Annotated in this window: 12 protein-coding genes; 7 read left to right on the top strand and 5 right to left on the bottom strand. The window is 74.7% G+C overall.

The features are described from left to right. Window positions 1-474 precede the first annotated feature (474 nt). Window positions 475-954, top strand: coding sequence for a hypothetical protein (locus tag rosag_RS10600; RefSeq protein ID WP_284350089.1), 480 nt, complete (start codon window positions 475-477; stop codon window positions 952-954). 220 nt (window positions 955-1,174) lie between these two features. Here the strand turns inward: rosag_RS10600 and rosag_RS10595 are convergent, their stop codons facing one another. From rosag_RS10595 to rosag_RS10585, 3 genes are read right to left on the bottom strand one after another with little or no spacing between them, the layout of a single operon-like run. Further along, entirely contained in the window at window positions 1,175-2,068 is an 894-nt protein-coding gene (locus tag rosag_RS10595) for a DUF4097 family beta strand repeat-containing protein (protein ID WP_284350088.1), read from the bottom strand. Continuing rightward, a complete protein-coding gene (locus rosag_RS10590) occupies window positions 2,065-2,829 on the bottom strand; it encodes a hypothetical protein (RefSeq protein WP_284350087.1) in 765 nt (254 codons plus the stop codon). The genes rosag_RS10595 and rosag_RS10590 overlap by 4 nt, the downstream gene beginning before the upstream one ends. Window positions 2,830-2,831: 2 nt before the next feature. After that, entirely contained in the window at window positions 2,832-3,362 is a 531-nt protein-coding gene (locus rosag_RS10585; protein WP_284350086.1) for an RNA polymerase sigma factor, read from the bottom strand. A gap of 181 nt (window positions 3,363-3,543) precedes the next feature. Between rosag_RS10585 and rosag_RS10580 the strand changes: the two genes are divergently transcribed. After that, entirely contained in the window at window positions 3,544-4,200 is a 657-nt protein-coding gene (locus tag rosag_RS10580; RefSeq protein ID WP_284350085.1) for a hypothetical protein, read from the top strand. A gap of 56 nt (window positions 4,201-4,256) precedes the next feature. Here the strand turns inward: rosag_RS10580 and rosag_RS10575 are convergent, their stop codons facing one another. Both rosag_RS10575 and rosag_RS10570 read right to left on the bottom strand, forming a co-directional pair. Beyond that, window positions 4,257-5,423 carry an amidohydrolase family protein gene (locus rosag_RS10575; protein ID WP_284350084.1) on the bottom strand — a complete coding sequence of 389 codons (1,167 nt, stop codon included), beginning with the start codon at window positions 5,421-5,423 and terminating at the stop codon, window positions 4,257-4,259. A gap of 37 nt (window positions 5,424-5,460) precedes the next feature. Then, entirely contained in the window at window positions 5,461-5,706 is a 246-nt protein-coding gene (locus rosag_RS10570; RefSeq protein WP_284350083.1) for a hypothetical protein, read from the bottom strand. A gap of 157 nt (window positions 5,707-5,863) precedes the next feature. Here rosag_RS10570 and rosag_RS10565 point away from each other — a divergent pair, with 157 nt between their 5' ends. From rosag_RS10565 to rosag_RS10545, 5 genes are all read left to right on the top strand, one after another. Then, window positions 5,864-6,742 (top strand): cyanophycinase, encoded by an 879-nt coding sequence (locus rosag_RS10565; protein WP_284350082.1) that lies wholly within the window; start codon window positions 5,864-5,866, stop codon window positions 6,740-6,742. Further along, window positions 6,739-9,402: a cyanophycin synthetase gene (gene cphA, locus rosag_RS10560; RefSeq protein ID WP_284350080.1), complete on the top strand. Its 2,664-nt coding sequence runs from the start codon at window positions 6,739-6,741 to the stop codon at window positions 9,400-9,402. Before rosag_RS10565 ends, cphA begins: the two co-directional genes overlap by 4 nt. Next, the gene (locus rosag_RS10555; protein ID WP_284350079.1) at window positions 9,399-10,274 is read left to right on the top strand and encodes a cyanophycin synthetase family protein; all 876 of its coding nucleotides are present in this window, start codon (window positions 9,399-9,401) and stop codon (window positions 10,272-10,274) included. Before cphA ends, rosag_RS10555 begins: the two co-directional genes overlap by 4 nt. A 150-nt stretch (window positions 10,275-10,424) precedes the next feature. After that, window positions 10,425-12,476 carry a hypothetical protein gene (locus tag rosag_RS10550; protein WP_284350078.1) on the top strand — a complete coding sequence of 684 codons (2,052 nt, stop codon included), beginning with the start codon at window positions 10,425-10,427 and terminating at the stop codon, window positions 12,474-12,476. Then, window positions 12,473-13,672, top strand: a complete 1,200-nt coding sequence (locus rosag_RS10545) for a YncE family protein (protein ID WP_284350077.1) — start codon at window positions 12,473-12,475, stop codon at window positions 13,670-13,672. The genes rosag_RS10550 and rosag_RS10545 overlap by 4 nt, the downstream gene beginning before the upstream one ends. The last annotated feature ends 147 nt before the right edge of the window (window positions 13,673-13,819 follow it).

Here is a 13,819-nt window from a genome sequence, read left to right as displayed (position 1 = left end):
CGCGACGAACGGCATTGCAAGGACGAAGATCTGAACGGTTCTGATGGCAGGTCCGATGGCTCTGTGTGGTGCGCGATTCCTCGCCGCCACATGGAGCCATTCGTCGTCGTCGGATCTCTTCGCTTCTTCATCCTCTGCCCATTGGGGGGATGCGGATGCTCCGGATCGGAACGGATGCTTCGGATCGTCCCTCGTGGCGGCGACGTCCCAGGCGCCGCGGCGGAGCGATCCGTTCGATCCGTTCCGATCGGGAGCATCCGCAACCCTCCACCAGGCCAACACCTCCGGCGCGCCGGACCCGAACGACATGCGCCCCGAGAATCGAAGCCGGGAATGTCGGATGCGAGCGGGTTGCGCCGTGGGGTCGCGACGAACAGCGCACCACCCAGTGCCATCCATGCGGCAACCCTCCGCGCCGCCGCGCGGGTCTGACGAGGGGACCACCGCCGGCCGCCTCCCCTCGCGCTCCCCGCCATGCGCCTCCGCCTGCTCGCCGCGGCGTTCGTCGCCGCCGTCGTCGTCGCCAGTCCCGCCCAGGCGCAGCCGCGCCCGGACTTCACGGGCCGCTGGATCGTCGACACCGCGCGCAGCGACTTCGCGCACGTGACGCCGCCCGCGAGGATGCTGATGACGGTCGCGCAGACCGACAGCACCTTCACCTTCACGCAGACGGTGGCGACGCCCACGGGCGAGCGCAGCGCGACGCAGTCGTACCCGCTGGACGGGAAGGAGCGCACGCAGCCCACGCCCGACGGCGTGAAGGTGGTCGGCTCGGCGCGCGCGACGGACGCCGGGATCACGGTGGACGCGACGATCACGCGCGGCCAGACGCCTGCGCACCAGGTCAGCCGCTGGAGCCTCTCGCCCGACGGGCGCACGATGACGCTCGAGCAGGACGTCGAGACGCCACGCGGGCCGACGAAGCTGAAGCTCGTCTTCGCGCGGCAGCCGTAGCGGGCCCCGCGCGCCGTGCGCTGGTCGGCGAACGAGGGGATGCGGATGCTCCGGATGCAGCGGATCCGACGGATCGTTCCGCATGGCGACGACGTCCCGTGCACTCCACAGAGCGATCCGCATGATCCGTTCAGATCCGGAGCATCCGCATCCCCTCCAATAGGTAGGGGAGGCGATGCGCCAACGCATCCCGAGCGGCTCGACACGCAGCACGCAGCAGCTACGGAGCGCGCTGCCCCGCCGCGCCCTCCACGACGATCGCGCCCCTGAAGCTCCGCACCTCGATGCGGCCCGCGTCGGCGCCGGCGTCGGTGCGCAGCGCCTGTCCCTGCTTCTGCGGACGCACGGCCGCGCGCACGGCGGGGATCGCGCTCGTGATGCGGCCCCCCAGCGTGAGCAGGTCGAGCGTCGCGGCCTCGCGCGCGAGCTGCAGCGTGACGTCGCCGGAGTTCGTCTCGATGCCGAGCGACGCGCCGCGCGCGACGGCGCCGCGGTGGCGCACGCCGCCGGTCACGCTCTCCAGGCGCGCCTGCTGCGTGACCGCGCCGTCGAGCGTGAGCATCCCGCCGACCGTCGCGAGCTCCGCGTCGCCGACCGCGCCCGCGATGCGGATCGCGCCCGACGACGTGCGCGCGCGCAGCCAGTCGGCGCCGTCCTGCACGGTCACCGGCGCCGCCAGCGCCTCGATCCGCAGCGTCGCGGGGCGGCCGCTCACGCGCACGTCGCCCGTCACGGTGTAGAGCTCCACGTCGCCCACCACGCCCGACACGGTGATGGGCGCCGTCGACGACTTCACCCACACCTTCGCGCGACGCGGGACGCGCACCTCGAGCTCGCCCGTCGCGGCGGAGCCGCCGCGCTCCTCGACGCCGAGCTTCACGCCGCGCGGGCCGCCACCGAAGTGGAACGGTGCGCCCGCCGCCACGCGCGCGGTGACCGCGATCGAGTCGTGCGCCCAGCCGATCACGCGCACGCTGCCGAGGAGGTTCCAGACGCGCACCGCGCCGTCGGCGTCCATGCGCTGGCCGCGCACCAGCGTGCGCGTGGTGTCCTGCGCCGCGACGAGCGCCGGGAGCAGGACGGTCAGCGCGGCAGCCAGGCGCGCGACGCTCACGAGCGCGACCCCAGCGAGGCGCCGCGCCGCACCAGCTCGCGCTTCCGCGCGTAGGTGCGCGACAGCAGCTCCGCCAGCGCGGCGTTGCCCGGATCGCGCGCCAGCGCGGCGCCCGCCTCCGCGATCGCCGCATCGATCGTCGCCAGCGACCGCTCCAGCGCGCGCAGCGTCTCCGCCGCCAGCACGCGGTCGCCGGTCGCGGCCGCGGCGCGCAGCACGGCCAGCGTGCGGTCCGTCTCCTCGCGCAGCGCGGCAACGTCGGCGGCCGGCTGCACGGGCGCGGGCGTCTCTTCACGCGCGGAGTCCGGCGCGTGCGTGACCGCGACGGCGGGTGGCGGCCCGCGGCGCACGAGGCGCGCGGTGATCGCGGCGGTCATCGCCATCAGCGCCAGCACCGCGGCGATGCGCAGCGCGGCGCTCCGCCACGCGGTCGCCAGCGCGCGCTTCGGTGGGGTGCGCGACTCCACGCGCGACTCCACGCGCGACTCCACGTGCAGCGTCGGGCGCGCGGCGCGCGCCTGGAGCGTCGCGGCGATCGCGCGCTCCAGCGCGTCGGGGTCGGGCGGCAGGAGCTCCGCCGGCGCGCGCCGCGCGGCGTCCACGACGCGCCGCAGCGCCGCGGCCCGGTCGGCGCACGCGGCGCACGTCGCGCAGTGCCGCGCCACGGCCTCGCGTGCGTCCGCGTCCAGGCGACCGTCGATCCAGTCGCCGAGCGCGTCGTCGGAGCAGTGGGGAGGGGGAGAATGCATCGGTGGGATCATGGTCACTCGCTCAGCAGCTGGGCGAGACGCTTGCGGGCGCGGTGCAGCTGCGTGCGGATGGTGCCCGGCGCGAGGCCCGTGAGCTGCGCGATCTCGTCGTGGCCGTATCCCTCCACGTCGTGCAGCACGAAGACCACGCGCGCCCCCTCGGCCAGCCGCGGCAGCGCGGCGTCGAGGTCGATGCGGTCCAGCACCGCGTCGGGCCCTGCGGCCCACGTGCCGTCGTCCAGCAGGTGGCTCGCCGGCTCGACGCGCGCCAGGCGCCGCCGGTCCGCGCGCAGCCGCTCCAGCACGACGTTCACGGCCAGGCGGTGCAGCCACGTGCCGATCGCGCTGTCGCCGCGAAAGCTGTCCAGCCGCTCCCACGCGCGCACGAACACGTCCTGCGTCAGCTCCGTCGCCTCCGCGGCGTCGCCCGCCATGCGCAGGCAGAGCGCGTACACGCGCCCCACGTGCGCGCGGTACAGGCCGGCGAAGTCCGCCGGACCGTCAGCCGTCGTCACGTGCGGGCACTCGCGGGTCGCCGGCGTCACCAGGTCTCGTCATCGGGTCCGGAGATTGGATGCCGGCCGCGGCGCTCCCGTTTACACGCGCCCGCCCGTGAGGTCGCACGAGAATCCGTCGCCGTCCGCCTGTGCGCAACCGCGCGCCGGCCGGCATCACACGGGAGCAGCTCGAGGAGCTGTTCGTCTTCCTCTCACGTGGAGCGCTCTCATGTCTGCCAGGACCCTCTCCCTTTCCAGTGCCCGCACGCTCGCGACGCTCGCGCTCACCCTGACGGCCGCCGCGGCGGTGCCGCGCACGGCCGCCGCCGGCCCGCCGTGGATCGGCGTCGAGCTGCCGGCCAACCCGCACCAGCCCGCGACGCGCGGCGCGCTGGCGGTCGCGCACCTCTACCACCACGGCGACGCCACCGGGTACCCGCTGCGCGCGGAAGCCGTCGGCATGGTGGACGGCGCGCGCCGCACGGTGCGCCTGGAGGTGCGCCCGGTCGGCCCGCAGGGCGTGTTCGCGATCCACGGCGCGCTGCCGCGCGGCGACGGCTGGGTGCTCGTCCTCACGATGAGCTCCGGCGAGACGTCGCGCGCCTCGGCGCTGGTGGCGCTCGACCGGCGCGGCGAGGTGGCCGGCGTGCGCGTGCCCCAGGACTCGCGCGAGAACGGCCGCTGGATCGTCCCGCGCGAGGCGACGACGGCCGAGGTGGACGCGATGCTGCGCGTCGCGACGGCGCGCACGGTGGCGTCGGCCGACGCGTCGAACGACGCGTCGAACGACGCGTCGTTCGACGCGCGGACCGCGGGGCTCGCGCTCGCCGGGCTCGGCGTGGTGCTGCTGCCCGTCGGCCTGCAGCGGCTGCGCGGCCGGCGCTGACGACGACGCGCCCGGGCGCCGCATCGACGGCGCCCGGGCGTGCGTCAGCCGGTCGTTCAGCCGGCCATCACGCCGGCGTCGCGCTCGTCGCCCACCATCATGATCTCGCGCTTGCTGTCCTTGAGGAAGCCCTCGCGCAGCTGCAGCTCGCCGTCGCGCACCGCGCAGCGGCCCTCGGCCCACACGTGCCGCACCTCCAGCGTGTCGCGCTCCAGCACCAGCACGTCCGCGACGCGGTCCCGCTCCAGGACGCCCTTGTGCGGCAGCTTGAGGATGCGCGCGGTGTTCTCGGTGACGAGCGGCAGCACCTGCTCGATGGGGAAGCCGTGGTCCACCACGCAGCCGCGGATCTGCGCCGCCGACGCGGCCGGGCTGTTGACCGACGCGTCGGACGACACGGTCAGCTGCGCGAGGTCGCCGTCGTTGTCGACGTAGAAGCGCAGCCAGCGCGCGAGGTCGCCCTCCACCGTGTCGATGTCCACGGCCACGCCACGGTGCGCGAGCCCGATCGCCTCGCGCATGAGCGCCTCGTTGCGCTCGATGTGCGTCACGTACAGCCAGCCCGGCTCCACCTCGAACTGGTCGAGGATCTCGCGCAGCAGCGCGAGCCGCCGCCGCCCCTCGCCGACGTGGAAGTGCGTGACGCCGGCCTTGCGCGCCAGCATCCCGCCGACGTGCGCGTCGAGCACCATGCGCGCGAGCGAGCGCGCGTCGGGCTCCATGCCGCGCGCGTCGGCGATCGCGACCTCGCCGACGCCGATCACCTCGTCGATGAACATGATGTCCTCGCGCGGCGTGGCGAGGATCGTCGTCGGCGGCACGTTGTAGCCGCCGGTCCAGACGTAGGCGTTCAGCCCCTCCTCGCGCAGCGCCTTGGCCTTCGCGAGCAGGCCGGGCATCGTCTTCATCGTCGTGTCGACGCCCAGGCAGCCGACGACGGTGGTGAAGCCGTGGCGCACGATCTCGCCGACGAAGAACTCGGGCGACTGCGTGCTGAAGCCCTCCTCGCCGCTGCCGCCCAGCAGGTGCACGTGCGGGTCGATCCATCCCGGCGTCACGAGGCACCCTTCGGCGTCGACGACCTCGTGCTCGACGCCGAGCGACTCCAGTGCGGCGCGGTTCACCTTGCCCACCGCGGCGATGCGCGAGCCCGCGAGCAGCACCGAGCAGCGGCCGAGCGGGCGCGGCGCGAGGACCTCGCCGTTCTCGATCAGCGTGTGCACGGCGGCGCCTCCTCGGAGTGTACGCTGGCGTACCGCATCAGTGATGGCGCCGGCCGGTGTCGGCGCCCGCGCGGCGGTCCGGCGAGCAGTCGATGCGCCGCGTCGTCGCACGGCGCTCGCCCGTGTCGGGCGCGCGGCGGTCGGCCGCGCCGCTCCAGCGCGCGGCATCGGACGCTGGCGTGGACGCGCCGCGCGCGTCGGGCGCGTGGGGATCGTCGGTCGCGTGGGGGAGGGGGTCCGGGCCCTCGGTGGGGCCGTGGCGTCCGGAGATGTGCGGTCGCATGCATCACAACGTTGCAGGGTCGTCGCACCGAACCGGGCGGGCCGGCGTTCGCCCGCCGTTTCGGCGCGTGCCGTCGTCTGCGCACGCGACGTGCCGATAGCATGGGATACCAAATGATTGCGGGCCGAGGAGTGCCCGCGGACCAGCCATCGCCCCCATGCCCTCCACGCGCGCTTCAGGACGACCCCGGTACGGCACCCTCGTCATCGTCGGCGGACACGAGGACAAGACAGGCGAGCGCGTCATCCATCGCGCGCTCGTGCACCGACTCGGCGGCGGGGGGCTCGCGATCGCCACCGTCGCCAGCGAGCAGCCCGACGCGCTCTGGCGCGAGTACGCCGCGCTCTTCCGGACGCTGGGCGTCGCGGACGTGCGGCACCTCGCGATCGCGTCGCGCGCGGAGGCGGACGCGCCCGAGGCGATGGCGGCGCTGGACGGCGTGCGCGGCGTCTTCTTCACCGGCGGCGACCAGCTGCGCATCACCGGCCTGCTGGGCGGCACGCTGGCGGCGGAGCGCATCCGCGACGTCTACGAGACGGGCGGCCTGGTGGGCGGGACGTCCGCGGGCGCGTCCGTCATGAGCGTCACCATGCTCGTCAGCGGGGCGGCCGAGGAGTCGCACCGGCTCGGCGGCTCGCTGCGCATGGCGCCCGGCCTCGGGCTGCTCCCCGACGTCATCGTCGACCAGCACTTCGCCGAGCGCGGGCGCGTCGGGCGGCTGCTCGGCGCCGTCGCGCAGAACCCCACCATCCTCGGCGTCGGCATCGACGAGAACACCGCCGTCCTCGTCGAGCAGGCGCCGGACGCGCCGTGCTTCCGCGTCGTCGGCGAGGGCGGCGTGTTCGTCGTCGACGGGCAGGGCGCCAGCTACACGAACGTCAGCGAGGAGGAGGAGAACCGCACGCTCTCCCTGTTCGGCGTGCGGCTCCACGTGCTGAGCCAGGGCGACGAGTTCGACCTCGCGTCCCGCACCCCGACCAACCATCCGGCCGAGGAGGTGGACGCCGCCCTCGGCCTGCGTGACGGAGCATCATGACGACGGCGATCGAGCACACCGCGGCGGTCCGCGCGACCGGCGACGACCTGCGCGCGGCGCGCGTGCGCGTGCTGCGCGGACCCAACTACTGGCGGCTCGCGCCCGTGGTCGTGTGCGACCTCGTGCTCGGCCGGCTGGAGGGCGTGCCCACCACCGCGCTGCCTGGCTTCACCGAGCGGCTGATCGCGACGCTGCCCACGCTGCACGAGCATCCCTGCAGCCGCGACCGGCCCGGCGGCTTCATCGAGCGGATGTGGGAGGGCACCGAGCTGCCGCACGTGCTGGAGCACGTCGCGCTGGAGCTGCAGACGCTCGCGGGCAGCGACGTCGGCTTCGGCCGCGTGGTGCCGTCGGGCGATCCGGGCGTGTGGTGGGTGGTGGTCGCGTACGAGGAGGAGGACGTCGGCGTCGCGTGCATGCACGAGGCGCTCGCGCTGATGCGCGCGGCGATCGACGACACGCCGCACGACGTGGCGCGGGTCGTCGCCGACCTGCAGGCGCTGCACGACACCGTGCGCCTGGGGCCGTCCACGGGCGCGATCGTGGAGGAGGCGCGGCGGCGTGGCATCCCCGTGCGGCGGCTGAATGCGGGCTCGCTCGTGCAGCTGGGGCTCGGCGCCCGGCTGAAGCGCATCCAGGCCGCGATGACCGACCGCACCAGCGCGATCGCCGTCGAGATCGCGCAGGACAAGGACGACACCAAGCGCGTCCTCGCGAACTTCGGCCTCGCGGTGCCGCACGGCGGCGTCGCGCGCACGCTGGCGCACGCGCTGGACCTCGCGGCCGACACCGGATATCCGGTGCTCCTCAAGCCGCTGGACGCGAGCCAGGGGCGCGGCATCTCGGGGCGGCTGGACGACGCCGCGGCCGTGCGCGCCGCCTGGCCCGCGACGTCCGCCGTGTGCAGCCGCGTGGTGGTGGAGCGCTACGTGGCGGGGCGCGACTACCGCGTGCTGGTGGTGAACGGGCGCACGGTGGCGTGCGCGGAGCGCGTGCCGGCGCACGTGGTGGGCGACGGCGTGCGCACGGTGCGCGCGCTGGTCGAGGAGGCCAACCGCGACCCGCGCCGCGGCGTCGGCCACAGCAACGTGCTCACGCAGCTGCCCTGCGACGAGCGTACGGTGGCGCACCTCGCGACCCGCGGCCTGACGCTCGACAGCGTGCCGGACGCGGGCGACGTCGTGTACCTGCGCGCGACCGCGAACCTCTCGACGGGCGGCACCTCGATCGACCGCACGGACGTGCTGCATCCGGACAACGCGACGGCGTGCGCGATCGCCGCGGGCGCCGTGGGCCTCGACATCGCGGGCGTGGACGTGCTGAGCCCCGACATCTCGGTGCCGTTCCGCGACAACGGCGCGGTGATCGTCGAGGTGAACGCGGCGCCGGGCATCCGCATGCACACGCACCCCAGCGAGGGCACGCCGCGCAACGTCGCGGCGCCGATGCTGGAGATGCTCTTCCCGCCCGGCGCGCCGGTGGACATCCCCGTCGTCGCGGTCACCGGCACGAACGGGAAGACGACCACCACGCGGTTGATCGCGCACCTCTTCCGCAGCACGGGCAAGGTCGTGGGCTTCACGACCACCGACGGCATCTACCTGCAGGACCGGCCCATCATGCAGGGCGACATGACCGGCCCGTTCTCCGCCAACGTCGTCCTGTCCAACCCGGCGGTGGAGGTCGCGGTGCTGGAGACCGCGCGCGGCGGGCTGCTGCGCTCCGGGCTCGGCTTCGAGCAGTGCGACGTCGGCGTGGTGCTGAACGTGACGTCCGACCACCTGGGGATCGGCGGCATCCACACGATCGAGCAGCTGGCCGACGTGAAGGGCGTCATCGCCGCAGTGGTGAAGCGCGAGGGGCACGCGGTGCTGAACGCGGACGACCCGCTCGTCTACGCGATGCGCGAGCGCACGCCCGGCGACGTGGCGCTCTTCTCGGCCGCCGACGTGGAGAGCCCGCGCGTGACGGCGCACCTGGCGCGCGGCGGCATCGCCGGCGTGATGGAGGACGGGCGCTTCACGCTGCGCCGCGGGCGCGTGCGCATCCCGGTCGCGGCGGAGGCCGAGGTGCCGCTGATGCTGGGCGGGGCGGCGCGCTACCAGCGCGAGAACGTGCTGGCGGCGATCACCACCGCGTTCGTGCGCGGCATCCCGTACGACGACATCCGCGCGGGGCTGCTGTCGTTCGTGCCGTCGGCGACGACGACGCCGGGGCGCCTCAACCTCATCCCGCTGCGGGGCGGCGCGCGCGTGCTGGTGGACTACGCGCACAACGTCGCGGCGCTCGCGGGACTGGCGGAGATGGCGCGGCGGCTGCCGGCGCGGCGCCGGCTGGCCGTCGTCGCCGTCCCGGGTGATCGGCGCGACGCGGACATCGTGGCATCGGGGCGCGCGCTGGCCGCGTTCGACCGCGTGATCGTGCGCGAGGACCACGACCGCCGCGGCCGCGCGCCGGGCGAGGTGGCGGCGCTGCTGGCGGACGGGCTCCGCGCGGGCGGCCTCGCGGACGACCGGATCGCGATCGTGCTGGAGGAGGAGGAGGCGCTGCGGCAGGGGCTCGCCGCGCTCGAGGCGGACGACCTGCTCGTGGCGCTCTCGGACGAGGTGCCGACGACGCTCGGGCTGGTGGGCACGCTGACCGCCGGAGGCGACGCGTGACCGTGGGCACGGCGCCGTCCCTCGCCGCCACGGCGCGCGACCAGATCCGGGTCACGGGCCTGTGGACGGTCGCGGGGCTGAACTACTGGGCGCGCCGTCCGGTGACGCGCCTCGACCTCGACGTCGGCCGGTTCGACGAGGTCCCGTCGGACGAGGTCGAGGGCTTCACGGCGCGGCTGGTGGCGGCGCTGCCCGCGCTGGTGGAGCACGAATGCTCGGTCGGGCGGCGCGGCGGCTTCGTCGAGCGGCTGGAGCGGGGCACGTACGCGCCGCACATCATCGAGCACGTCGGGCTCGCGCTCCAGAACCTGGCGGGCGACGACGTGGGCTACGGCCGCGCGCGCGGGGCGGAGCGGCCGGGGAGCTACGTCGTCGCGCTCGCGCACCGGCACGCGGCCGTGGGGCGCGCCGCGGCGCTGCAGGCGACGGCGCTGGTGCGCGCGGCGTTCGACGGCGAGCCGCTCGACCCCGACGCGGCGGTGGCGGCGCTGCGCGCCGGGCGCGCGCTCCCCGACGATCCCGCCCCGACGGCGCAGGTGGACGTCGCCGTCTATGCCAGCACCCACGACGGCACGCACGACGGCGTACGGGTCACGCCCGCGAGGATCGTCACGCGCGGCCTGCCGTACGCCGCGGCGCGGACGGCCGTGGTGCTGGAGGCGGGCACGCGCGGGGTGCCCGTCGGGTTCCGGGCGCCGGAGCGGCTGGAGCAGCTGCTCACCGTGATGGTGGACGGGCTGGCGCCGGGCGGGCGGCTGGTCTGTCCGGAGGACGCGACCGCGCTGCAGGACTACGCGCGGGAGCGGGGGCACCCGGTGGCCGTGTTCGCGCCGGGAGAGCCGCTCCCGTCCGAACTGGCCGTCCGCGGGTAAAGGATCGGGTGAGCCCCGCGCGGGCGGGACCGGTCCCTCTGGTCGGGGGGGCGGTCCCGCCTCAACTTGCGGGGCTTCCATCCCCGCGCGCGGCCATGGGATGCTCATCGCTCCCGGCTGCACGCGCCGTCCGCCCACGTGCCCCGCCCCATGTCCGCACCCACGCTCGCGCTCCTGGCGCTGCTGCAACAGCCGGCCGCCGGTCAGCCGCCCGCGCCCGCCGCCCCCTCGCCGGTCGCCCGCATCGAGGTCTCGCCGGCCGACCCGGTCGTCGCCGCGATGGACACCCTCCGCCTCAGCGCCCGCGCCTTCGATGCGCAGGGGAAGGTGATGGAGAACGTCCACCTGCGCTTCGTCCCGACCGGCGGCTGGTTCGAGGGCACCGTCGACACGACGGGCCTCGTGAAGTCCGGCGCGACCGGGATCCTGCCGGTGGGCGTCGTCGCGATGGTGCCGGGGTCGCGCCCGTTCGTCGAGCGCGTGTCCGTGCGCATGGTGCCCGGCGCCGCCGCGCGCGTCGCCGTCGAGGGGCTGCCGAGCACCCTCGTGGTGGGCCAGCGCGTGGCGCTGCAGGCCACCGCGTACTCGGCGCAGAACGACCGCCGCGAGGACGCGGTGCGCTGGAGCAGCTCGATGCCCGGCGCGGTCGCGGTGCGCGACGGCTTCGTGGTGGCGCTCGCGCCCGGCCGCGCCGTGCTGACGGCCGAGGCGGGGCGCGCGAGGACGACCGTGCCGGTGACCGTGGTGGCGGCGCGCGTCGCGTCGCTGCAGGTGACCGCGGGCGCCGCGCCGTCGGCGGGCTGGCGCACGGGCGACGTGATCCGCTTCAGCGCGGTCGCGAAGGACGCGCAGGGGAAGGTGATCCCCGGCGTCGCCGCGACGTGGAGCTTCAGCCCGGGGCAGGGGATGATCGATCCGGACGGCGCCTTCGTCGGCTACGAGGCGCGGCCCTACACCATCACCGCCTCGCTCGGCGACCGCAGCGCGACGACCATCGTGACGCTCGCGCCGCGCGACGTGCGCCGCCCGGCGAGCGTCGTCGGCCGCCTGCCGCGCACGCGCTTCACGACGGAAGAGGTCTGGCTGCACCCGACGGAGAAGGTCGCGTACCTCGGCTCCGGCTCGGGCGGCGACGTGATGTACGCGATCGACATCTCGAATCCCGCCGCGCCGGTGGTGACCGACTCGCTCGTGTCGAACACGCGCCGCGTGAACGACGTGATGACGACGGCGGACGGCAGGTACCTCGTCTTCACGCGCGAGGGCGCGAGCGACCGCCGCAACGGCGTCGTCGTGGCGTCGCTGGAGGATCCGCGCCATCCGAAGGTGCTGAGCGAGTACACCGCGACGGTGACGGCCGGCGTGCACTCGGCGTTCGTGTACACGCAGCCCAAGTTCGGCACGCACGTCTACCTCACGAACGACGGCACGGGCGCGTTCCACATCCTCGACCTCAACGACCCGAAGAGCCCGAAGGAGGTCGCGGTGTGGAAGACGCCGCGCCCGGAGTTCGCGGGCGACGCGGGCCGCTCGCTGCACGACGTGGACGTGCAGGACGGGCTGGCGTACCTGAGCTACTGGAACGACGGGCTGGTGATCCTCGACGTCGGCAACGGCATCAAGGGCGGCTCGCCGTCGAACCCCGTGCTCGTGAGCCAGTACAAGTACGACCTGAACGACCTCTATCGGCAGGTCGAGGCGGCGGGCGGCCCGGGCTTCATCCGCGGCACGCACACCGCGTGGCGCCACAGGAACTACGTCTTCATCGCCGACGAGGTGTTCCCGGCGAGCGGGCTGCAGGGCGCGCCGGCGAACTCCGCGTCCGCGGGGCGCGCGTACGGCCGCCTGCAGGTGATCGACATCTCCGACCTCACGAAGCCGAAGAGCGTCGCGTTCTACGAGCCGGAGAACGGCGGCGTGCACAACATCTGGATCGCCGGCGACACGCTCTACATGGGCGCGTACAACGCGGGCTTCCGCACGTTCGACATCTCGGGCGAGCTGCGCGGCGACCTGCGCGCGCAGGCGCGCGAGATGGCGCACGTGCACACGGCCGACCCGCAGGGCAAGGTGATCAACACGCCGATGACGTGGGGCGTGGTGGTGCGCGACGGGCTGGCGTACGTCAACGACATGTACAACGGGCTCTGGATCGTGCGCATGGAGCCGTCCAAGGCGCCCAAGCCGAAGGTGATGCAGTGACGCCACGCGGGACCCGCGGGATGCTGGCGCTGGCGCTCGCCCTGGCGGCGGCGCCGGCCGGCGCGCAGGAGTACGTCGTCTACGTCGCGTCCGAGGCCACCGACCAGATCGCGGTCGTGCGCTTCGGCGCGCGGCTCGGGCCGGGCGGCACGCCGCTGGCGCGCGTCGAGGAGTCGCGCCCCGTCGGCATGAACCCGATGGACCCCGACGGCCCGCACGGGCTGGGCTTCGCGCCGGACGGCCGCTCGTACTTCGTGTCGACGGCGCACGGCGCGCCCTACGGCTCGCTGTGGCGCTTCGACGCGGCCACGGGGCGCACGCTGGGGCGCGTGGAGCTGGGGCTGTTCCCGGCGACGCTGCAGGTGAGCCCCGACGGCGCCACGGCGTACGTCGTGAACTTCAACCTGCACGGCGAGATGGTGCCGTCGAGCGTGAGCGTGGTCGCGCTCGCGACGACGGCGACGGCGGGCTCCGCGCCCGGCACGACGGACGAGGAGCTGGTGGAGATCGCGCGCATCCCGACGTGCGCGATGCCGCACGGCTCGCGCCTCACCGCCGACGGCACGCGCCACTACTCGGCGTGCATGATGGACGACCTGCTCGTCGAGATCGACACGCGCACGCTCGGCGTGTCGCGCCACTTCCTGCTGACGAAGGGCAAGGAGCAGGGGATGCCGGGCGCGCCGATGGTGCGGCGCGGCGCGCATGCGGGTCACGACATGGGCGGCCACGGGATGGATGCCCCGAAGCCCGGCGAGACGGTCTGCTCGCCGACGTGGGCGCAGCCCTCGGCCGACGGGCGCTCGGTGTTCGTCGCCTGCAACAAGACGAGCGAGATCGTCGAGGTCGACGTCGCGTCGTGGTCGCTCAAGCGCCGCATCCCGACGGGCGAGGGCGTCTACAACCTGGCCGCGACCCGCGACGGCAAGCTGCTCGTGGGCACGAACAAGCGCGGGCAGAGCGTGTCGATCCTCGACGCGGTCACGGGGAAGGAGCTGGCGCGCGTGCCGACGCGGCGGAAGGTGGTGCACGGCGTCGCGATCAGCCCGGACGACCGGTACGCGTTCGTGAGCGTCGAGGGGATCGGCTCGGAGCCGGGCACGCTGGAGGTGATCGACCTGCAGACGCGGCAGCGCGTGGCGAGCGCGGACGTCGGGCAGATGGCGGGCGGCGTCGACGTGCGGCCGGTGCGCTGACGGCTGCGTGCTGCGTGAACCGCGAACAGCACGAGACAGGATGACCAGGAGGCTCCGCGTGGCGCACTGTCCCAAGCGCCGGTGCGGAGCCTCTTCGTCATCCTGTCATCCTGTCCAACGTCGTTCAGGGGCTTGCGCGCCGGACCC

It is taken from the genome of Roseisolibacter agri, assembly GCF_030159095.1.
Lineage (GTDB): Bacteria > Gemmatimonadota > Gemmatimonadetes > Gemmatimonadales > Gemmatimonadaceae > Roseisolibacter > Roseisolibacter agri.
Note: the sequence above shows the minus strand (reverse complement) of the source record. Positions and strands in the feature narration are given on the sequence as shown.

Coding starts and splice junctions, on each gene's coding strand:
- cphA (WP_284350080.1), top strand. CDS start 6,739: ATGACGACGGCGATCGAGCACACCGCGGCGGTCCGCGCGACCGGCGAC.
- rosag_RS10580 (WP_284350085.1), top strand. CDS start 3,544: ATGTCTGCCAGGACCCTCTCCCTTTCCAGTGCCCGCACGCTCGCGACG.
- rosag_RS10590 (WP_284350087.1), bottom strand. CDS start 2,829: ATGATCCCACCGATGCATTCTCCCCCTCCCCACTGCTCCGACGACGCG.
- rosag_RS10565 (WP_284350082.1), top strand. CDS start 5,864: ATGCCCTCCACGCGCGCTTCAGGACGACCCCGGTACGGCACCCTCGTC.
- rosag_RS10600 (WP_284350089.1), top strand. CDS start 475: ATGCGCCTCCGCCTGCTCGCCGCGGCGTTCGTCGCCGCCGTCGTCGTC.
- rosag_RS10550 (WP_284350078.1), top strand. CDS start 10,425: ATGTCCGCACCCACGCTCGCGCTCCTGGCGCTGCTGCAACAGCCGGCC.
- rosag_RS10570 (WP_284350083.1), bottom strand. CDS start 5,706: ATGCGACCGCACATCTCCGGACGCCACGGCCCCACCGAGGGCCCGGAC.